Origin of the sequence: Acidovorax sp. (genome assembly GCF_046294525.1) — a bacterium.
Lineage (GTDB): Bacteria > Pseudomonadota > Gammaproteobacteria > Burkholderiales > Burkholderiaceae_C > Acidovorax.
The window spans coordinates 78,350-98,450 of sequence record NZ_JBKBKQ010000012.1 but is presented as its reverse complement, the minus strand read 5'-3'; the positions used below and the strand labels follow the sequence as shown (position 1 = coordinate 98,450).

The 20,101-nt window shown below is 66.2% G+C and carries 16 protein-coding genes; 9 read left to right on the top strand and 7 right to left on the bottom strand.

Annotated features, from left to right (window positions below; all coding sequences use genetic code 11):
• Positions 1-123 precede the first annotated feature (123 nt).
• From ACK4HJ_RS12970 to ACK4HJ_RS12950, 5 genes are all read left to right on the top strand, one after another.
• A complete protein-coding gene (locus tag ACK4HJ_RS12970; RefSeq protein WP_409832073.1) occupies positions 124-1,581 on the top strand; it encodes an NCS1 family nucleobase:cation symporter-1 in 1,458 nt (485 codons plus the stop codon).
• Between the two features lie 81 nt (positions 1,582-1,662).
• Positions 1,663-3,114: a dihydropyrimidinase gene (gene hydA / locus ACK4HJ_RS12965; RefSeq protein ID WP_409832070.1), complete on the top strand. Its 1,452-nt coding sequence runs from the start codon at positions 1,663-1,665 to the stop codon at positions 3,112-3,114.
• A gap of 19 nt (positions 3,115-3,133) precedes the next feature.
• A complete protein-coding gene (locus ACK4HJ_RS12960; protein WP_409832067.1) occupies positions 3,134-4,390 on the top strand; it encodes a Zn-dependent hydrolase in 1,257 nt (418 codons plus the stop codon).
• Between the two features lie 246 nt (positions 4,391-4,636).
• The gene (locus ACK4HJ_RS12955) at positions 4,637-6,160 is read left to right on the top strand and encodes a methyl-accepting chemotaxis protein (protein WP_409832065.1); all 1,524 of its coding nucleotides are present in this window, start codon (positions 4,637-4,639) and stop codon (positions 6,158-6,160) included.
• A 222-nt stretch (positions 6,161-6,382) separates the two neighbouring features.
• Positions 6,383-8,449 (top strand): putative bifunctional diguanylate cyclase/phosphodiesterase, encoded by a 2,067-nt coding sequence (locus tag ACK4HJ_RS12950; RefSeq protein ID WP_409832062.1) that lies wholly within the window; start codon positions 6,383-6,385, stop codon positions 8,447-8,449.
• A gap of 30 nt (positions 8,450-8,479) precedes the next feature.
• Here ACK4HJ_RS12950 and ACK4HJ_RS12945 read toward each other — a convergent pair whose 3' ends face one another.
• The 4 genes from ACK4HJ_RS12945 to ACK4HJ_RS12930 all read right to left on the bottom strand — a co-directional run bounded on the left by ACK4HJ_RS12945 (position 8,480) and on the right by ACK4HJ_RS12930 (position 13,637).
• Positions 8,480-9,526 carry a bifunctional nicotinamide-nucleotide adenylyltransferase/Nudix hydroxylase gene (locus ACK4HJ_RS12945; RefSeq protein WP_409832059.1) on the bottom strand — a complete coding sequence of 349 codons (1,047 nt, stop codon included), beginning with the start codon at positions 9,524-9,526 and terminating at the stop codon, positions 8,480-8,482.
• Between the two features lie 229 nt (positions 9,527-9,755).
• Entirely contained in the window at positions 9,756-11,456 is a 1,701-nt protein-coding gene (locus ACK4HJ_RS12940) for an NAD+ synthase (protein WP_409832056.1), read from the bottom strand.
• Between the two features lie 83 nt (positions 11,457-11,539).
• Entirely contained in the window at positions 11,540-12,733 is a 1,194-nt protein-coding gene (pncB, locus tag ACK4HJ_RS12935; protein WP_409832054.1) for a nicotinate phosphoribosyltransferase, read from the bottom strand.
• 46 nt (positions 12,734-12,779) lie between these two features.
• On the bottom strand, positions 12,780-13,637 hold the full coding sequence (locus ACK4HJ_RS12930; RefSeq protein ID WP_409832051.1) for a cysteine hydrolase: 858 nt from the start codon (positions 13,635-13,637) through the stop codon (positions 12,780-12,782).
• Positions 13,638-13,787: 150 nt separating this feature from the next.
• On the opposite strand from ACK4HJ_RS12930, the gene ACK4HJ_RS12925 reads away from it, so the two are divergent.
• Entirely contained in the window at positions 13,788-14,462 is a 675-nt protein-coding gene (locus ACK4HJ_RS12925) for an NUDIX hydrolase (RefSeq protein ID WP_409832049.1), read from the top strand.
• Between the two features lie 124 nt (positions 14,463-14,586).
• Positions 14,587-15,831 carry a diguanylate cyclase gene (locus ACK4HJ_RS12920; RefSeq protein WP_409832047.1) on the top strand — a complete coding sequence of 415 codons (1,245 nt, stop codon included), beginning with the start codon at positions 14,587-14,589 and terminating at the stop codon, positions 15,829-15,831.
• Between the two features lie 19 nt (positions 15,832-15,850).
• On the opposite strand, the gene ACK4HJ_RS12915 is transcribed toward ACK4HJ_RS12920, so the two are convergent.
• From ACK4HJ_RS12915 to metK, 3 genes are all read right to left on the bottom strand, one after another.
• Positions 15,851-16,303, bottom strand: coding sequence for a hemerythrin domain-containing protein (locus ACK4HJ_RS12915; RefSeq protein WP_409832045.1), 453 nt, complete (start codon positions 16,301-16,303; stop codon positions 15,851-15,853).
• A gap of 71 nt (positions 16,304-16,374) precedes the next feature.
• Entirely contained in the window at positions 16,375-16,560 is a 186-nt protein-coding gene (locus ACK4HJ_RS12910) for a DUF1328 domain-containing protein (protein ID WP_409832042.1), read from the bottom strand.
• 448 nt (positions 16,561-17,008) lie between these two features.
• Complete coding sequence (metK, locus tag ACK4HJ_RS12905) at positions 17,009-18,190, bottom strand: methionine adenosyltransferase (protein ID WP_409832039.1); 1,182 nt, start codon at positions 18,188-18,190, stop codon at positions 17,009-17,011.
• A gap of 132 nt (positions 18,191-18,322) precedes the next feature.
• Here metK and ACK4HJ_RS12900 point away from each other — a divergent pair, with 132 nt between their 5' ends.
• Both ACK4HJ_RS12900 and ACK4HJ_RS12895 read left to right on the top strand, forming a co-directional pair.
• Positions 18,323-19,180, top strand: a complete 858-nt coding sequence (locus ACK4HJ_RS12900; RefSeq protein ID WP_409832036.1) for a lysophospholipid acyltransferase family protein — start codon at positions 18,323-18,325, stop codon at positions 19,178-19,180.
• Positions 19,177-20,046: a lysophospholipid acyltransferase family protein gene (locus ACK4HJ_RS12895; protein ID WP_409832033.1), complete on the top strand. Its 870-nt coding sequence runs from the start codon at positions 19,177-19,179 to the stop codon at positions 20,044-20,046. The genes ACK4HJ_RS12900 and ACK4HJ_RS12895 overlap by 4 nt, the downstream gene beginning before the upstream one ends.
• Positions 20,047-20,101 lie beyond the last annotated feature (55 nt).

Sequence of the window (20,101 nt, the reverse complement as noted above, 5' to 3'; positions counted from 1 at the left end):
GTTCTTGCGTGATCTCTAGCATCGCTCGCTTCCTTTGCCCGCCATCGGCCAGCGTGAGGGCGCATCGGCATATGGTGGGTTGTGTGCAACCCCAACGACGTCATTGACAAGAGGAGTACAGGCATGACCAACAGTACTGGCGGCACCGCCCACATGGCGGGGCGTACGCCTGGCGCAGCATCAAACCCGCTCGCCAACGAAGATTTGCTCCCGACCACCCAGGCACAGCGGCACTGGGCCTGGAAAGACTATGCGGCGTTGTGGGTGGGCATGGTGGTGTGCGTGCCCACGTACACCATGGCCAGCTCCATGCTGGACCAGGGCTTCACCTGGCAGATGGCGGTGTGGCTGGTGTTTGTGGCCAACTGCATCGTTCTGGTGCCCATGCTGCTGATCGGCCGCGTAGGGCCCAAGCATGGCATCCCATTCCCGGTGCTGGCGCGTGCTTCGTTCGGTGTCAAGGGCGCCAACCTGCCGGCGGTGCTGCGCGGGCTTGTGGCGTGTGGCTGGTTCTCCATCAATTGCTATTTCGGCGCACTGGCGCTGCATGGGTTTCTCAACATCCTGGGCATGGGCCTGGCGGGGCCGGCGGACGGGCAGACCATCAGCACCTCGCAGTTCATGTGCTTCCTGGCGTTCTGGGCGGTGCACATTTACTTCATCTGGAAGGGCCCCGAGTCCATCCGCAAGCTCGAGGTGATCGCCGCGCCGCTGATGATCATCGCGTCCATCGTGCTGGTGGCGGTGTTGCTGAGCGCAGTGCCGGCCGGCCAACTCTTCAACCTGCCCGCCAAGGTGGTGGAGGGCGGGCCCAAGACCTGGGCCGCGCTGACCGGGCTGGTGGGCTTCTGGGCCACGCTGGCGCTCAATATTCCGGACTTCACGCGGTTTGCCAAGTCGCAAAAGGACCAGGTGGTGGGCCAGGCCCTGGGGCTGCCGATTCCCATGGCGCTGTTTTCCATGGTGGGCGTGATCGGCTTCTCGGCCTCGTCCATCTTGTATGGCAAGGCGCAGTTGTTCCCTGACGGCCTGCTCACGCAGATGGGCAGCCTGGCCGCAGGCGTGGGCCTGCTGGTGATCTTGCTGGCCAACCTGACCACCAACGTCGCAGCCAACCTAGTGTCGCCGTCATATGACTTCAGCCAGGTCGCGCCGTCCAAGATCAGCTTCCGCACCGGCGGGCTGATTGCGGCTTTCATCGGTCTGCTGTTCATGCCCTGGAAGCTGCTGGCGACCTCGGGCGGCTACCTGTTCACCTGGCTGGGCGGCTATGGCACCTTGCTGGGCGCCATTGCGGGCATCTTGCTGGTGGACTACTACCTGGTACGCCGCACCGAGCTGAAGGTGGACGACCTCTACCGCCGGGGCGGTGCCTACGAATACAGCGGCGGCTGGAACATGCACGCCCTCATCGCCTTCGCCCTGGGCGTGCTGCCCTGCCTGCCGGGCTACCTGGCCGTTTCGGGGGTGGTGGACAAGGCCTCGGTGGCGCCCCTGCTGCTCGGTCTGTTCGACTTTGGCTGGTTCTTCAGCTTGGCCGTGGCAGGCACCTATTACTACCTGACTGCGAAAAAGCAGTAACCCCGGGGCACTGCGCCCGGCGTGCAGCCGGGGCAGGGCCCTGGTTGTTTGTTCTTGATCTGCACCCTGAAGGAGACCTCCATGACCCAAGCCCTTGTGATCCGCGGTGGCACCGTGGTCAATGCCGACCGTGAGCAGCGCGCCGACGTGCTGTGTGTGGACGGCCGCATCGTCGCCGTGGGCGAAGGCGCAGCGGCCCAGGCCCCGGCGGGCGCAGAGACGCTGGATGCCAGCGGCCAGTACGTGCTGCCCGGCGGCATCGACCCGCACACGCACATGCAGCTGCCGTTCATGGGCACGGTCACCATGGACGACTTCTTCACCGGCACGGCCGCCGCGCTGGCGGGCGGCACCACGAGCATCATCGACTTCGTGATCCCCGACCCGCAGGAGCCGCTGATGGACGCCTACCGCAAGTGGCGCGGCTGGGCCGAAAAGTCGGCGGCCGACTATTCGTTTCACGTCGCCGTCACCTGGTGGAGCGAGCAGGTGCGCGTCGACATGGGCACGCTGGTGCAGGAAGAGGGCGTGAACAGCTTCAAGCACTTCATGGCCTACAAGAACGCCATCATGTGCGACGACGAAACCCTGGTGAACAGCTTCAAGCGCGCGCTCGAACTCGGGGCCATGCCCACGGTGCACGCCGAAAACGGCGAGCTGGTCTACCTGCTGCAGCAAGAGGTCGCCAAGATGGGCATCACCGGCCCCGAGGGCCACCCGCTGTCGCGCCCGCCCATGGTCGAGGCCGAGGCCGCCAACCGCGCCATCGCCATTGCCGACGTGCTGGGCGTGCCGATCTACGTGGTGCATGTGAGCTGCATGGAGTCGGCCGACGCCATTGCCCGCGCCCGTGCGCGCGGCCAGCGCGTGTACGGCGAGGTGCTGGCGGGCCACCTGCTGGTGGACGACAGCGTGTACCGCGACCCCGATTTTGCCAAGGCCGCCGCCTACGTGATGAGCCCACCCTTCCGCCCCAAGGGCCACCAGGAGGCGCTGTGGCGCGGCCTGCAGTCGGGCCAGCTGCACACCACGGCGACGGACCACTGCACCTTCTGCGCTGCGCAAAAGGCCATGGGCAAGGAGAACTTTGCCAAGATTCCCAACGGCACCGGCGGCGTGGAAGAGCGCATGGCCGCGCTGTGGGATGGCGGTGTGAACACCGGCCGTCTCACACCCAGCGAGTTCGTGGCCATCACCTCGGCCAACGCTGCCAAGCTCTTCAACATCTACCCGCGCAAGGGCTATATCGGAGAAGGCGCCGATGCCGACCTGGTGCTGTGGGACCCGCAAGGCACCAAGACCTTCTCGGCCAAGACCCAGTTCAGCAAGGGCGACTTCAACATCTTTGAAGGCCGCACCGTGCGCGGCATCCCCAGCCACACCGTAAGCCAGGGCCGCGTGGTGTTTGCCAACGGCGACCTGCGGGCCGAGCAGGGCAAGGGCCGCTACATCAAGCGCCCTGCGTTTGGCGCCAACTTCCAGGCCGTGCAGAAACGTGCGCAGGACCTGGCCCCCACGGCGGTTGCCCGCTGAACCGACGGAGAACAACACCATGGACACCAAAGTCAAACCCAACATCGAGAACCTGCGCATCAACGGCCAGCGCCTGTGGGATTCGCTCATGGAGCTGGCGCAGATCGGCGCCACCCCCAAGGGCGGCGTGTGCCGTCTCACCCTGACCGACCTGGACAAACAGGGCCGTGACCTTGTCACCCGCTGGGCGCGCGAAGCGGGCATGACGGTCACCATCGACAAGATCGGCAACGGCTTCATGCGCCGCCCCGGCCGCAACAACAGCCTGCCGCCCATCATGACCGGCAGCCACATCGACACCCAGCCCACGGGCGGCAAGTTCGACGGCAACTACGGCGTGCTGGCGGGCATCGAGGTGGTGCGCACGCTCAACGACCACGGCATCGAGACCGAGGCTCCCATTGAGGTGGCGTTCTGGACCAATGAGGAGGGCAGCCGCTTCGTGCCCGTGATGATGGGCTCGGGCGTGTTCGCCAAGGCCTTCACGCTGGAGCATGCCTACGCCGCCACCGATACCGAAGGCAAGACCGTGAAGGGTGAGCTGGAGCGCATCGGCTACATCGGCGACCAGGAGCCCGGCGACCACCCCATTGGCGCGTACTTCGAGACCCACATCGAGCAAGGCCCGGTGCTGGAAGACAACAACAAGACCATTGGCGTGGTGAGCGGCGTGCTGGGCATCCGCTGGTACGACTGCACCGTGACCGGCATGGAAGCCCACGCCGGCCCCACGCCCATGGCGCTGCGCAAGGACGCCTTGCAGGTGGCCGCGCAGCTCATGCAGGAGGTGGTGGCCTGCGCCCACCGCCACCCGCCACACGGTCGCGGCACCGTGGGCATGGTGCACGTGTTTCCCAACAGCCGCAACGTGATTCCGGGCCAGGTCAAGTTCAGCATTGACCTGCGCAACGCCACCGACGCGCTGTGCGACAGCATGGACAAGGACATCCGGGCAGTGGCTGAAAAGCTCAGTGCCGAGACCGGGTTGCCCATCAAGATCGAGCTGGTGTCCAACTACCCGGCCCAGGTTTTCCACCCCGACTGCGTGGACGCCGTGGGGCGCGCTGCCGCAAAGCTGGGCTACAGCCACATGCCTGCCGTCTCGGGCGCGGGGCACGATGCCGTGTACATGGCCCGGCTGGCGCCAGCGGGCATGGTGTTCATCCCGTGCAAGGACGGGATCAGCCACAACGAGATCGAGGATGCGAAACCCGAGCACATCGAGGCGGGCTGCAACGTGCTGCTGCACGCCATGCTGGAGCGGGCAGGCACTTGAATATCAAAAATCATAGCTGCCAGCGCTTGATGGGTAAGCGCTGGCGGCCATTTTTGGCAAACATTTTCAAGTGAAATAGCGGGCGGGTTGAGACTTTTTCACGGGCTCGGGCGGCGCGTTGCTCATCCGAAACTGTCACAAATCAGTCACAGATCGTGTAACAAGCAAGGGTTTCTACGGACCAGTCGAGTCCTTAGGTGTATCGTTTGGTAACTTTTTTACCCGCACCCCTGAGAGATCCGTTCCATGAAACTCAAGACCCGCATCCTGTGGCTGTGCGCCGCCACGCTGCTTGGGCTCCTCGTGTTGTCTGCCGTGGCGCTGACCACGCTGTACCAATCCATGATGAAGGAGCGCACCGCGCAGCTTTCCAATCTGGTGGTGCTGGCCCACGCGGCCGCGCAAAAGGCGCACGACCAGGAAAAAAGCGGGGCCCTCTCGCGCGAAGACGCCATTAAGGAGGCGACGCGCACCATCGGCGCGTTTGTGGACAAGGACAAGTACTTCTTTGTCCGGGGCTACACCAACGATGTGAACTACGTGCACCCCAACCCCAAGCGCATCGGCATCGTCGATGAAAAGGGCGGCAAGGAAGCCGGCGTGCGCTACCGGGCCGCGCTGCAGGGCGTGACGGTAGGCACCGTGACGGCGCCCGGCACGCGCCCCGGCGCCAAGGAGCCGGTGGACAAGCTCTACGCCATCATCAAGTTCGAGCCCTGGGACTGGATCATCGGGTTTGGCGACTACGTGGACGACATCGAAAGCGCCTTCTGGCGCAATACAGCCATCCTGCTGTCCATCGGTGCGGTGCTGATGCTCGTCGTGGCGCTGATGGCCTGGCAGATGCTGCGCAGCTTGGTGCACCAGCTGGGCGGCGAGCCGCAGTACGCGGCCGAGGTGGTCACCCAGATCGCCGAGGGCAACCTGGCCGTGGACGTGCACACCCTGCCTGGCGACACCACCAGCATCCTGCACGCCATCCGCGCGATGCGCGACAACCTGGCGCGGCTGGTCGCACAGGTGCGCGACAGCACCGACTCCATCACGACCGCATCGTCGGAGATTGCGGCCGGCAACGGCGACCTGTCGGCCCGCACCGAGTCGCAGGCCAGCGCCCTGCAAGAAACCGCTGCCTCCATGGAGCAGCTCACGTCCACCGTGCAGCAGAACGCCGACAACGCCAGGCGTGCCGACGAACTGGCGCGCGCAGCATCCGACATGGCGGTGCGCGGCGGGGACGTGGTGCACCAGGTCGTGGGCACCATGAGCTCCATCGACCAGTCCTCGCGCAAGATCGTGGACATCATCAGCGTGATCGACGGCATCGCCTTCCAGACCAACATCCTCGCGCTGAACGCGGCCGTGGAGGCCGCCCGCGCGGGCGAGCAGGGCCGCGGCTTTGCCGTGGTGGCCAGCGAGGTGCGCAGCCTGGCCCAGCGCTCTGCCTCCGCCGCCAAGGAGATCAAGGGCCTGATCGACGACTCCGTGGCGAAGGTGGGTGTGGGCACGCGGCTGGTGGAGCAGGCAGGCGCGACCATGACCGAGGTGGTGGCCGGCGTGAAGAGCGTGACCACCATGGTTGCCGAGATCAGCGCCGCCACCGCAGAGCAGAGTGCGGGCATTGCGCAGGTCAACCAGGCGGTGTCGCAGATGGACCAGAACACCCAGCAGAACGCCGCCCTGGTGGAAGAAGCGCTGGCCGCCGCGCAGTCGCTCAGCCAGCAGGCCGTGGTGCTGGCGCAGACGGTGGGGCAGTTCCGGGTGCGATGAGCGGGGGGCCTTGCGCGCTGACGGCGCTGAGGGCGCCCCGGTCAAACTGAACTGGACAAGCCGCGCCGCTGTGCGAAGATGTTTGGCGTTTTTTCGCGCTTTCACGCCGCGCGTCGTTGCGGCTTTTTTGTGCTCACCCCCTTCCATGCTGCTGCGACTCTCCCTGTTGATCTTGTTGCGCGCGCAAATGGCTGCAGGCCCCTCAGCGGGGTTTTGGCGCGCATGAGCGTTTCTGCGCCCACACCGGCCGCGCGGCTGCCGGCAGACCGCCAGCCCAGTGCCGCGGCACTGGCCGAGCGCGCCACGCGCTACGCAGCGCTGGAATGGCTGTCGCGCCCCGTCTGGGTGTTCGACATCGACGGGCGCTGCGTGCACTGGGCCAACACCCTGGCGCTGGGCGTGTGGCAGGCCTGCACGCTGGCCGAACTGTGCGGGCGCGACATGGGCAGCGACATGTCCGAAACCGTGGCGCAGCGGTTGGCGCAGTACCAGAGCGATTTCGTGCTGCGCCGTGACGCCAGCTTCAATGAGCAGTGGACCCTCTTCCCCGGCGGCGTTCCCGTGTCGCTGAACGTGCGCTTCAGCGGCCACCGCCTGCCCGATGGCCGCATGAGCATGCTCTGCGAGGCCGAGCCCGTGGGCGCGGTGGCGCCCGAGTCGCTGCGCTCGGTGGAGGCACTGCTGCACACGGCGGTGATGATCACCCTGTATGCACAAAACGGCGAGGCGCTGTACCGCAACCCCGCGGCCCGCGCCGCCGTGCTGAGCCCTGGCGAGCGGCTGCAGGAGCGCATTGCCAACCCCGCAGCCTTCGCCGCGCTGTCGCGCAGCCTGCAGCAGCAAGGTGTGGCCACGCTCACGCTGGCCGTGCGCACGCCCCAGGGCGAACGCTGGCACGAGCTGTCGGCCCGCCGCTGCAACGACGCCGTCACGGGCCAGGAGGCCGTGCTGGTGAGCGAGGCCGACATCAGCGCCATCAAGCACACCGAGGAGCGGGCCAACTACCAGTCGCTGCACGACGGGCTGACCGGCCTGCCCAACCGCGCCCACTTCACCCAGCGGTTTGCGCGTGCTGTGGAAGACGCCCGCGCGCAGTCGATGGAGGCCGCGCTGCTGCTCATCGACCTGGACCAGTTCAAGGATGTGAACGACACGTTGGGCCATGCCGCGGGCGACGAGCTGCTGGTGGCCACGGCGCAGCGCCTGCGGCAGGCGCGCCATGGCACGGAGGTGCTGGCCCGCTGGGGTGGCGACGAGTTTCTGGTGCTCATCACCTCGCCCCGCATCCGCGAAGACCTGGACGCGCTGCACGAGCGCATCTCGGTGGCGCTGGCCGCGCCACTCGCGGTGGCGGGCACGCAGCTGCGGGTGACGTCCAGCATCGGCGTGGCGCTGTACCCGCAGGACGGCGAGACCATCGAGATCCTGCTGCGCAACGCCGACCTGGCGATGTATGCCGCCAAGGAACGCGGGCGCAACACCATGGTGTATTACGACGGCGGCCTGGCCGAGACGGTGCGCAGCCGCACCGAATTGGAAAAGGAGCTGCGTCTGGCGCTGGAGCGCGAAGAGTTCGAGGTGTACTACCAGCCGCGTGTGGACGTGGCCACCAACACCATCCGTGCGGTGGAGGCGCTGGTGCGCTGGAACCACCCGCGCCTGGGCTTGGTCTCGCCGGCCCAGTTCATACCCGCGTGCGAGAGCATGGGCCTGATCGGCGTGCTGGGCCTGCGCGTGCTGTCACAGGCCGCACGCCAGCAGGTGGCCTGGGCGGCGCAGGGCTGGGACCTGGTGGTGTCGGTCAACCTCTCGCCCCGGCAGTTCACATCCGCAGGCCTGCTGCACGACATCACCGGCGTGCTGCGCCAGGCGGGCGTCAACCCCGCACGCATGGAGTTGGAGATCACCGAGTCCATCCTGCTGGGCGAAGACCAGCATGTGCTGGGCGTGCTGCGCGAGCTGTCGGCCCTGGGCCTGACCATTGCGCTGGACGACTTTGGCACGGGCTACTCCAACCTGGCCTACCTGCAGCGATTTCCCATCCACACGCTCAAGATCGACAAGACCTTCATCCAGGACACGGACGCCAACCGCTCGCTGGCCGATCTCATCGTGTCGCTGTCCACACTGATGAAGCTCACCGCCGTGGCCGAGGGCGTTGAAACACAGGAGCAGCTCGACTGGGTGGCGGGCCGCGGCATTGCGCAGTACCAGGGGTATCTCTACGCGCGGCCCATGCCCGTGCAGGCGTTTACCGAATGGCTGCGCTGCCATCCGCCCAGCGCCTGAGGCCCGTCGGCAGGCGCGGCCTACGCGTGCTCAGGCTTGTGTGCGCAAGCCAGTGATCGCAAAAAAGTGATCCAGCATGTGGAAGTGGTCTTCGAAGAATTGTTCTTCCAACCCCGCCAGCTGGTCGATGCGCGTCCACTGCACCAGCGCCGCGTCATCATCGGCCTTCACCGCGGGGAAGGGCGCATCGCCCAGGTCGAAGTAGTGCGCATGGGTGATGGTGCGGCCCCGCTGGCTGCGGTCCGGGTGGTCGAACACGGCCACCGACTGCAGCGCGGCGCGCAGGGTGGCTTCGGGCAGGTTGCAGTGGGTTTCTTCCACCAGCTCGCGCAGGCACGATTGCCACACGGTCTCGCGCTGTTCGATAAAGCCGCCGGGCACGGCCAACTGGCCCTTGCCGGGGGCGTGGGCGCGGCGGATCAGCAGCACCTGGTCCTGGCAGCGCAGCACCGCATCCACGGTCACGAACACGGGCGGGTAGGGCGCGGCGGCCCAGGCCTCGCGGTAGCCGCGCAGCATGCGCCATTCCTGTTGCAGCGCGGGGTAGTGAGGGGTCTGCGCAAATTGCTCCAGCATGGCCAGGGTGCTGGCCGGGATCTCGCCTGCCAGCGGCGCCAGCGCCGTGCCCACCGTGGCGGGCGTGGCGCCAAAGTAGGCGTCGCGGATGGTGGTGGCGTCCATGCTCCCCTGGCGCGGCAGGTCGATCAGCGTCCACGCCGGGAAGGCGCGCAGGTAGCTGCTGGTCGCATCCTTGAAGTGGCCCACCAGTGCGATGCGCGCGCCGGGCGCTGTGTGTTCCGCCACGCCCAGGCGCACGGCCTGCACCCACACGGCCTCGTTGTAGTAGTCGCGCACGGGCAGCACCTGCACGCGGGCGCGGTCGGCCTCGGGCAGGGCGCCTTTCAGCATGGCCTCGCGCTCTTGCCAGGTGAACGGGTTTTTGGGTGACCGCGCCTGCCAGGCCGAGCCCACCACCACAATCACCTGGGGCGCTTGCCGAAGGGCTTCTTGCAGCAGGGCCAGGTGGCCGCTGTGCACAGGCTCAAAGCGGCCGATGAGGAGGGCGGTGTCGTGCATGGGTCTCCTGGATTTTTTTGATGTTTTTGGCCGTTAGCGCTTATCTATAAAGCGCTGACAGCTACGATTTTAGTAGTGATGGATTTCGGTGAATATGGCGTGCGGCATGGTACTGGCGCAGCCCCGCCAGCGGATGCCGCGCAAGGGCCGCCCCGCCGCGCTGGCGTCGTCCCCCTTCCCACGCGCAGCGTGAGAGAAGGGGAATGCCGCGAAGCGGCTCAGGGGGTTGTCACAAATACTTTGCCGCAATCGGCATCTGCCGCCCACTCCCAAACGCCCGCGCCCGCAAGCGCAGGATGGGCGGCGCCTGCCTGCGCTTGTACTCGTTGCGCGCCACCATGGCGTGGATGCGCTGCACCAATGCGGCGCCGGCATCGGTTTCGTGCAGCTGCGCGACGATGGCGTGGGCCTGGGTGTGCTCGGCGGTGGACAGCCGGTCGCCCTCGATCAGTAGCTTGAGGATTTCGTCCAGCACCGGGTAGGGCGGCAGGCTGTCGGTGTCCCGCTGGTCCGGGGCCAGCTCGGCAGACGGTTCTTTGTCGATGATGGCCTGCGGAATCAGCTCGCGCCCAGCGTGTTCATTGACATGGCGGGCCAGCGCGAACACCTCCGTCTTGTACAGGTCGCCGATCAGCCCCAGGCCGCCGTTGGTGTCGCCGTACAGCGTGCAGTAGCCCACCGAGATTTCGCTCTTGTTGCCGGTGGTCAGCAGCAGGTGGCCAAAGGCGTTGGAGTATTCCATCAGCACCGTGCCGCGGATGCGGGCCTGCAGGTTTTCGAGCGGCAAGCCTTTCAGTGGCTGGCCGAAGCTGGCTTCAAACTGCTGCGCGTAGCCCGCCACCAGATCGGCGATGGGGTGCGTGTGCAACTGCACACCCAGGTTCTTGCAAAGCGCCACCGAATCATCCACCGAGCCGCTGCTGGAGTAGCGTGAAGGCATGGTGATGCCCACCACGTTGTCGGGCCCCAGCGCCTGTGCGGCCAGCGCCAGGGTCAGCGCGCTGTCGATGCCGCCCGAGCTTCCCACCACCACCTGCTTGAAGCCGCAGCGGCGCGCGTAGTCCGCCAGGCCCAGGATGATCTGCTGGCGGTAGAACTCCATGGTGGGCAGTCCCTGCGCGGGCACGGGGGCGGGGCGTTCGCCCTCGGCAGTCAAAAAGCGGCCGCCCTCGAACCGCAGCGTGCGCACGTCTTCCGCAAAGCGCGGGGCCTCGAACACGATGCCGGCCTCGGGCTCGGCCGCGAACGAGCCGCCGTCATACACGAGCTGGTCGTGCCCGCCCACCTGGTTGACATACAGAATCGGCAACCCGTGGCGGCGAGACGAGCCGCCGAACATCGCATGCCGCTGCTCGCGTTTGCCGATGTGGCTGGGGCTGGCGTTGATGCTGATGACCAGGTCAGGCGCCGCGTCGCGCATGCGCTCGAACGGGTTGATGGCATAGTCGCCGCCGTGGTCGTTCCAGCCGTCTTCGCACACCAGCAGGCCGACCTGCGCGCTGCCGATGCGCAGCACCTTGGCCACGTCCGGCCCGGGCTCGAAGTGGCGGCGCTCGTCAAAGATGTTGTAGGTGGGCAGGAGCTGTTTGGCATATTGCAGCCGCACGTCACCGCCCTGCAGCACCAGCAGGCTGTTGTGCAGCTTTTTGCCTGGCCCCTGGGTTGGCGTGGGCGCGCCCACCACCCAGTGCAGCGCGGGCAGCTGGGCCGACGCGGTGCGCAGTGCGGCAATGCCTTCGTCCACGCGGCGCAGAAACGCAGGCTCGTCCAGCATGTCGGCGGGGTAGTAGCCGCACAGCGCCATTTCGCTGAAGACGACCAGATCCGACGATTCGCGGGCGGCCTGCTGCGCGGCAGCCACCATGCGGGCCACGTTGCCTTCGATGTCGCCAACGGTGAAGTTGAGCTGGGCGACGGTGATGCGGAGCATGTCTCAATCCTCCTGAAGTTCGATGTCTAAAAATGGCCGTCCCGCGGCGAGGGCGTCCCCCCGTTGGGAAGGCGCGAAGCGACTCAGGCGGGTGTACCAAACACCTGGCGTAAGTAGGCCAGGAAGGTTTCATCGTCGCACAGCGTCTTGCCCGGCGTGTCCGACAGCTTCGCCACCGGCTGCCCGTTGGCGCGCACGAGTTTCATCACGATGTTGAGCGGCGTGTGGTGGGCGCCCATGTCGTTGGTCAGATTCGTGCCGATGCCAAAACCCAGCTGCGTGCGGTCGCCAAAGTGGCGGTACAGCATCAGGGCCCGTTCCAGGTTCAGCCCGTCGGAGAACACCAGCCGCTTGGTGTGGGCGTCAATGCGCAGTCTGGCGTAGTGCGCCAGCGCCTTTTCGCCCCACGCCACGGGGTCGCCCGAGTCGTGCCGTAGGCCGTCGAACAGCTTGGCAAAGTACAGGTCAAAGTCGGCCAAAAAGGCGTCCATGCCCACGGTGTCGGTCAGCGCAATGCCCAGGTCGCCGCGGTATTCCTGCACCCAGTCTTCCAGCGCGGCCTTCTGAAAATCACGCAGCCGCACGCCCAGCGCCTGGTAGGTTTGCAGGTATTCGTGCGCCATGGTGCCGATGGGCACCAGGCCCAGGTCGCGCGCCAGCAGAACGTTGCTGGTGCCCTTGAACCACTGGGGAGCCTCGCGCGCAAAGGTCTGCACCACCTCGCGCTGCCAGGCCCCGCTGTAGCGGCGGCGCAGGCCAAAGTCGAACAGCTCAAACGGGTGGCGCAGGGTAGCCTGCTGCGCCAGGTCCTGCAGTTGCCGGACCTTGGCGGCCAGCCGCTCACGCCCGCTGGCAAGGGCCGCGGCGGGGTCAAAGCGGCGGAAGTACAGCTCGTTGACGATGGCCAGCACAAAGATCTCAAACCCCATCACATGCACCTGCGGCCCCTGGGCCACGATGTGCAGCTGCTCCCCTTCGGCCCAGGCGCGGATGAAGCTGCGCTGGAACTGGAAGATGCGCAGAAAGTCCACGAAGTCGCTCTTGATGTAGCGCAGGCTGCCCACGTAGGCCAGCTCGTCGGGCGTGAAGCGCAGGGTGCACAGGTGGTCCAGCGCGGCGTTCACCTCGGGCAGCAGTTCGGCCAGTGGGTAGGCGGGGGTGTTGCGGCACACAAAGCGGTACTCGCTCTGCGTTTGCGGGTGGCGGTGCAGCAGCGCCTGCCACATGGTGAACTTGTAGAGGTCGGTATCGAGCAGGCTGGTGATGACGGGGGTCATGTGTGTGCTCCTTTATTGATAGCTGTTAGCGCTTGATGGATAAGCGCTAGATTGTTATTTCATCCATGGTTGCCAGCTGTGCGCCGGCTGCACGCATGCCGTCCAGGAAGGCCTGGTGCTGCGCCTCGAACGCGCGCACGGGGCTCATGCCGTCGGTCAGCAGCACGATGCGGCCGGCCTGCCAGCCCGGCACCAGGCGCGGCAGGTGCTCCACGATGTGCTCGGTGGTGGAGCGCACGCAGTGGCTGCTGGCCTCGCCCGCAACCAGCAGCACATCGGCCTGGCCCAGCCGGTGCAGCAGGGCGACGTTGAGGGCAGTGCCGGGGTCCTCGGGGTCGGGCACTTCGGCCTGGATGGCGCTGTAGTGCTCGGTCCAGGGGTTGGTGCCCTTGAACACGTTGTGCACCGCGCGCTGGCGCTGAAGCTGCCAGGCACCGCACGCAGCCAGCACATCGGCATGCACGCCGTGGCCCCAGCTGCCCACTTCGCAGTGCACGGGCCACACCATCAGCGTGTAGCGGCCCTGGGCCTCCAGCGCGTCCAGGTACTGCAGCGTGCGCCGCAGGCCGGCGCTGTCGCGCGGTACGAACGCGCCCGCGCGCACCTGGGCGGCTGTGATGGGCGTGAAGGGGCCCACGTCGGCCCCCGCGCCGGTCCGCCAGAAGCCGGGGTGGGCAATGTCGAAACGCTGGTGCGAATCGAGCGTCACGGTGATCGCATCCAGCTGCGCGCCCTGGCGGCGGATGAACTGCGCCACCCGCTGCAGGTCGGCATGGGCGCCCGCCACGGGCAGGCTGGGCGCGATGGGTTGGCCGGTGAGCGCGTCCGCGGGCTGCCACGCGGCGGGCAGGTCGCAGAAGTCGTTTTGCGGATCGATCACCAGAAGCTGGATGTTGCGGGCCATGGTCTTCTCCTTGGGTTGTGAAGCCAGTGTATGCAGTGTATGGCAGTTAGTACAAAAAATAAACTAACAAAGTTGCAAGCAGGTGTTTCTAAGAGCCTGCGTTTGCGCTCTGGTTGTGTGTTCGTTCACGGTTGTGACAAACTCGACCTCATGAACGCTTCCTCCGCCCCTGCCGTGATCTGCACCGTCGATGTGGTTTTGCTCACTTTGCAGCAGGGCGAGTTGCAGGTGGCGTTGCTCAAGCGCGAGCGGGCGCCCTTTGCCGGCGTGCTGGCCCTGCCGGGGGGCTACATCCACGCGCAGGAAGATGCCGACGCCCAGGCCAGCGCCGCGCGCGTGCTGAGCGAGAAGGCGGGGCTGCAAAGCCCCTACCTGGAACAGCTGGCCACCTTCTCCGGCCCGGCGCGCGACCCGCGCGGCTGGTCGCTGGCCGTGGCCTACTGCGCGCTGGTGCCGCCCGATCTGCTGGTGGGCGCGCGGGCTCTCACGCTGGTGCCCGTGGCCCAATTGCCGCCGCTGCCGTTTGACCACCGCGCCATTGTTGATGCCGCCGTGGCGCGCGTGCGCAGCAAAAGCCAGTATTCGTCGATGCCCGTGCACTTGTGCGCCGAGCCCTTCACGCTGCCGCAGCTGCAGGCCGTGTACGAAGCGGTGCTGGGCGAGCCGGTCAACAAGGTGAGCTTTCGCCGCAAGATGGACGAGCTTGCGCTGCTGGAGCCCGTGCCCGGCGCGCTGCAGACTGGCGGCGCGCACCGGCCCGCGCAGCTGTACCGCGTGCGGGCGCCGTACCGGCGCAGCCTGTCGCTGAGCCCGCGCGGGCTGTAGCGCGAACGCGCCACAGCGGACGCACCGCGCAAAAAAGGTTTGGCCGAAACGGCGGAATCTGGCACAAACGCGGGCATTCAACCGCGGACCGGCGGCATCCCGCCCCCGGCCGAAAGGGAGGTCCATGTCTTTGCGGCTCAAATTCAATCTGGTGCTGGCAGGCGTGCTGCTGCTGGCCGTGCTGGGGGCGGGGCTGTACGTGCACCGCTTCCTGCAGAAATCCGCCATTGAGGAGGTGCAGCACAACTCGCAGATCATGATGCATTCGGCCATGGCGATCCGCGACTACACCACCGAGCTGGTCAAGCCGCATCTGGACGTGACACTGGCTGAAAAGTTCTTGCCGCAGACCGTGCCGGCCTACGCGGCCACCGAGACCCTGCGCCGCCTGCAGAACCGCTTTCCAGGGTACGAGTACAAGGAGGCGGTGCTCAACCCCACCAACCTGCGCGACCGCGCCAACGACTGGGAGGAGCGCATCATCCGCGACTTCCGCGACGGCAAGGTGGACCCCAAGAAGGAGGTGACGGGCGAAGTGGGCGAGGGCATGCACCGCGCCATGTATGTGGCCCGGCCCATCACCATCCGCCAGCCCCAGTGCCTGGCCTGCCACAGCACGCCGCAGGCCGCCCCGCCCACCATGATCAAGGTGTATGGCGACCAGAACGGCTTTGGCTGGCAGATGAACGAGACGGTGGGCATCCAGGTGGTGAAGGTGCCCATGTACTACCCGCTGGAGAAGGCGCGCCAGACCTTCTACAACGTCATGGGTGCGCTGGTGACGAGTTTTGTGCTGCTGTTCGTGGTACTCAATCTGTCGCTGTCGTCGCTGGTGATCGAGCCCATGGCACGTCTCAACAGCAAGCTGGAGGACCTGGCCACCAAGGACTTCCTCACCGATCTGGTCAACCGCCGCCGCTTTTTCGAGCGGCTGGAGACCGAAATGGCAGAAACGCGCATCAAGAAGAGCAGCCTGTCGGTGGTGATGTTCGACATCGACTTCTTCAAGCGCATCAACGACACGTTTGGCCATGACTCGGGCGATGTGGTGCTCAAGAGCACGGCGTTGCGCGTACGGGAGCTGCTGCGTTCATCCGACTGCGCCGCGCGCTTCGGTGGCGAGGAGTTCATCATCCTGCTCAAGGAAACCCCGGTGGACGCCGCCATGGCTATGGCCGAGGCCGTGCGCGCACGCATTGCCAGCGTCCCCTTTGATGCGGTGGGCCATGTGAGCGCCAGTTTTGGCGTGGCCACCTGGGACCACAAGGAAGACAGTCACGCGCTCATCAAGCGCGCCGACACCGCGCTGTACGCCGCCAAGTCCCGCGGCCGCAACTGCGTGGTGCAGGCGGAAGAGTCCGCCGCCTGAGCAAGGCCCTGCGACTAGGTCAAGCCGTGGTGGTCTTGGCCTCTTCGTAGGTCGCAAAGTAGTCCTTGGCCAGCTGCGTCTTCTGCTTCTCGGTCAGCAGCTTGCCCGCCATCTGGAAGAACCGGTGTTCTTCTTCTTTCAGGTGGTGCTCCACCTTTTCCGCCAGCTTCTTGGCCAGCGGCAGCCAAGTGGGCGTGGCCGGGTCGGCGTCGTCCAGTGACTCCACCAGTTCGTCGAGCTGGTGGTGCTCCGAGATGGCATGCCGCGAAAGATCCACGCCCGCGTCGTGTTCCATCAGCGGAATGTAGAAATGCCGCTCTTCAGCCAGTTCGTGCGCCAGCAGCTCGGTCTTGAGTTGCTCGAACAGCGTTTGCCGCTCGGGCGTGTCACCGCTGGTTTCGATGAGCTGGCGGTACAGCTCGCGCTGCCGTTCGTGGCTTTCGCGCAGGGCTTCAAAGATGTTGAGGGCCATGGGGTGTCCTGTTTTGTGGTGCTATGGGAGGCAAGGGACGGTCGCTGCGCAGCGGCCGGTCACCCAGTGAACTACTTGAGCACCTTGCGCGCAGCGCCGACGCCGATGGCGGCCAGCACCACGAACACGATGGCGATGATGAGGAAAATCACAAACAGCACCTTGGCGATGCCTGCGGCACCGGCAGCCACGCCGGTGAATCCCAGCGCACCTGCAACCAGGGAAATCAGGGCAAAAATGATGGCGTACTTCAGCATGATGGTCGCTCCTTGCAGCGTTTGAGAGCAGCCCGGCGGACTGCGTGAGGGGATGCAAGGACGATACGTTCGCGCCCAGCAAACAGCCGTCAGTACACGCGGGATGTGGGTGTAGGAGAGGGCCGCTGGGCGGAACAGTCCACAGCCAAAAAGAAAAGCCGCAACGCTTAGCGTTGCGGCTTTGGCTACTAGGACCTGGTTTGCGGGAGGCTTACAGCCCTGCTGCTGCCCGCAGGGCCACCATCTTGTTGGATTTTTGACCTGCTTTCACATCGCTGCGCGCTATGAGCTTCGTCCACGTACGGAAAACCGCGCGTGTCGCGTAGCGCTACAGCCCTGCTGCCGCACGCAGTGCGGCAGTCTTGTCCTTACCTTGGTCTCCGTTCACATCGCTGACGCGATATGACTACGCCCGAAGACCGGAAACCGCGCTATCGCGCGGCGGGCTTTACAGCCCGGCTGCAGCGCGAAGCGCCGCAGCTTTGTCGGTCTTCTCCCAGCTGAACTCGGGTTCTTCACGGCCGAAATGGCCATAGGCGGCCGTCTTCTCGTAAATCGGGCGCAGCAGGTCCAGCATCTGAATGATGCCCTTGGGGCGCAGGTCGAAATTCGCGCGCACCAGTTGGGCGATCTGGTCGTCGGGGATCACGCCCGTGCCTTCGGTGTAGACCGTGATGTTCATCGGCTGGGCCACGCCAATCGCGTAGGCCACCTGGATCTGGCACTGGCGGGCCAGGCCGGCGGCCACGATGTTCTTGGCCACGTAGCGGGCGGCGTAGGCGGCCGAGCGGTCCACCTTCGTTGGGTCCTTGCCGCTGAACGCGCCGCCGCCGTGGGGGCAGGCACCGCCGTAGGTGTCCACGATGATCTTGCGGCCGGTCAGGCCGCAGTCGCCTTGCGGGCCGCCGATGACGAAGCGGCCGGTGGGGTTGATCAGGTAGCGCGTGTCCTGGATCCACTCCTTGGGCAGCACGGGCTTGATGATCTCTTCAATGATGGCTTCGGTGAACGATGCCTTCATCTTGGTCTGCGTTTCGCTCTGGTCGGGGTGGTGCTGGGTGGAGAGCACCACCGTGTCGATGCTGTGGGGCTTGCCATCCACATAGCGCATCGTCACTTGCGACTTGGCATCAGGGCGCAGGAAGGGCAGGCGGCCGTCCTTGCGCAGCTGGGCCTGGCGCTCAACGAGGCGGTGTGCGTAGTAGATGGGCGCGGGCATCAGCTCGGGCGTTTCGTCGCAGGCGTAGCCGAACATCAGGCCCTGGTCGCCCGCGCCGGTGTTCAGATGGTCGTCGCTCGCGTGGTCCACGCCCTGGGCGATGTCGTTGCTCTGCTTGTCGTAGGCCACGAGCACAGCGCAGCCCTTGTAGTCGATGCCGTAGTCGGTGTTGTCGTAGCCGATGCGCTTGATGGTGTCCCGCGCGACCTGGATGTAGTCCACATGCGCGTTGGTGGTGATTTCGCCCGCCAGCACCACGAGGCCGGTGTTGGTCAGCGTTTCAGCGGCGACGCGGCTGCGGGGGTCTTGCTTGAAGATCGCATCGAGAATCGCGTCCGAGATCTGGTCTGCCACCTTGTCGGGGTGGCCTTCGGAGACGGATTCCGAGGTAAAGAGAAAGTCGTTCGCCATTTGAATAAACTCCTGTGTTCCGGCATTTGAGGCGTTGCCCTCACCCCGAAGGAGCTCTGGCGAACGCTTTAGCAGATTTTTTTTACGTCGCCCTGCAAGTTGCTCATTTAACTCAGCGACCCCCGCATTTTAATGCCACTCGTCTTCCGATTCTTTTCCGCGTTTCCACTGTGGGTGCTGCACTCTCTGGGCGCCGCCATGGGCTGGGTCGCGTTTTGCGCGTCGCCCACCTATCGGCGCCGCTTTCTGGCCAACTCGGCACTGGCCGGTTATTCCTTCGGGCAGGTGCGCGCCGCCGTGGCCCATGCGGGGCGCATGGTGGCCGAACTGCCCCGCTTGTGGATGGGCGCGACCATGCCCTGCGCCCTGACGGGCGAGGACTGTGTGGAGCATGCTTACGCCCAGGGCCGAGGCATTTTGTACCTCACGCCGCACCTTGGCTGCTTCGAGCTGTCGGCCCAGGCCGCTGCCCACCGCTTCAGCGCCGAGCGCGGCCCCATCACCGTGCTGTACCGCCCCGCGCGCCAAGCTTGGTTGGCCAAGGTGATGGAGACAGCACGCAACCGCCCCGGCATGCTGGCCGTGCCGACCACGTTGGCGGGCGTGCGGCAGATGATCAAGGCGCTGCGCCGTGGCGAGGCCGTGGGCTTGCTGCCCGACCAGGTGCCGCCAGAAGGCCAGGGCCAGTGGGCGCCGTTTTTTGGTCGCGATGCCTACACCATGACATTGGCCGCGCGCCTGGCGCAGCAGACGGGCGCAGCCGTGGTGCTGGCCCGCTGCGAGCGGCTCCCGTGGGGCCGGGGCTACGTCACGCACTTCGAACCCCTGCCCGCACCGCTGTCCGCCGACATGGACCAGGCGCTGCTGCAGATCAACCAAGCCATGGAGCACCTCATCCGCCAATGCCCCGAGCAGTACCTGTGGGGCTACGGCCGCTACAAGCAGCCCCGCACCGAGGCGCCCACCGCCGCCGCTGAGGCCAGCGCATGACGGGCCGCCTGGGCGTGTGGTTCATGAGCGTGCTGGCGCGGCTGCCGCTGCCTGTGCTGCGCGGCATGGGCTGGCTGCTGGGGCAGGTGGCCTACGTTCTGGTGGTGCGGCGGCGCAGGGTGGCGCTGCGCAACCTGGCACTGTGTTTTCCCCATTGGCCCGAGGCACGCCGCCGCGCTGTGGCGCGCGCGAGCTTTGTGGCGTTTTGCCAGACCTGGCTGGACCGCAGTTGGCTGTGGGCCGCGCCGCGCGCTGTGGTGGAGCAGCGCGTGAAACTGACCGGCGCCGTGCACGAGCTGGAGGGCGACACGCCCACCATCCTGTTCGCGCCGCACTTCTACGGCATGGACGCAGGCGGCCTGGCGCTGCCGTTGCGCAGTCAGCGGGCGTTCACGTCCATCTTTGCCACCCACCCCGACCCGGCCGTGGATGCATGGTTCATGGCCGGGCGCCAGCGCTTTGGCGATGTCCGGATGCTCAACCGATCGGACGGCGTCAAGCCCATCATCGCCAACCTGCGCAAGGGCGGGCTGCTCTACCTGCTGCCTGACATGGACTATGGGCGCAACGATTCACTGTTCGTGCCGTTCTACGGCGTGACGGCTGCCACCATTCCGTCGCTGTCGCGCTTTGCACGGCTGGGGCGCGCCAAGGTGGTGGGCGTGTATTCGCGCATGACACCCACCGGCTACGTGGCGGAGGTGTCTCCCGCGTGGACCAATTACCCCACCGACGATGTTGAGGCTGACACGGTCCGCATGAACCGCGAACTGCAAGCGGCGATCGACACCATGCCCGAGCAGTACTACTGGGTGCACAAGCGCTTCAAGACGCGGCCGGAAGGCGAGCCCCCCGTGTACTCCTGAACGTCTTCCAGAAATTCTTTCAGCCAAATTGGTCTCTAGCGCTTGATGGGTAAGC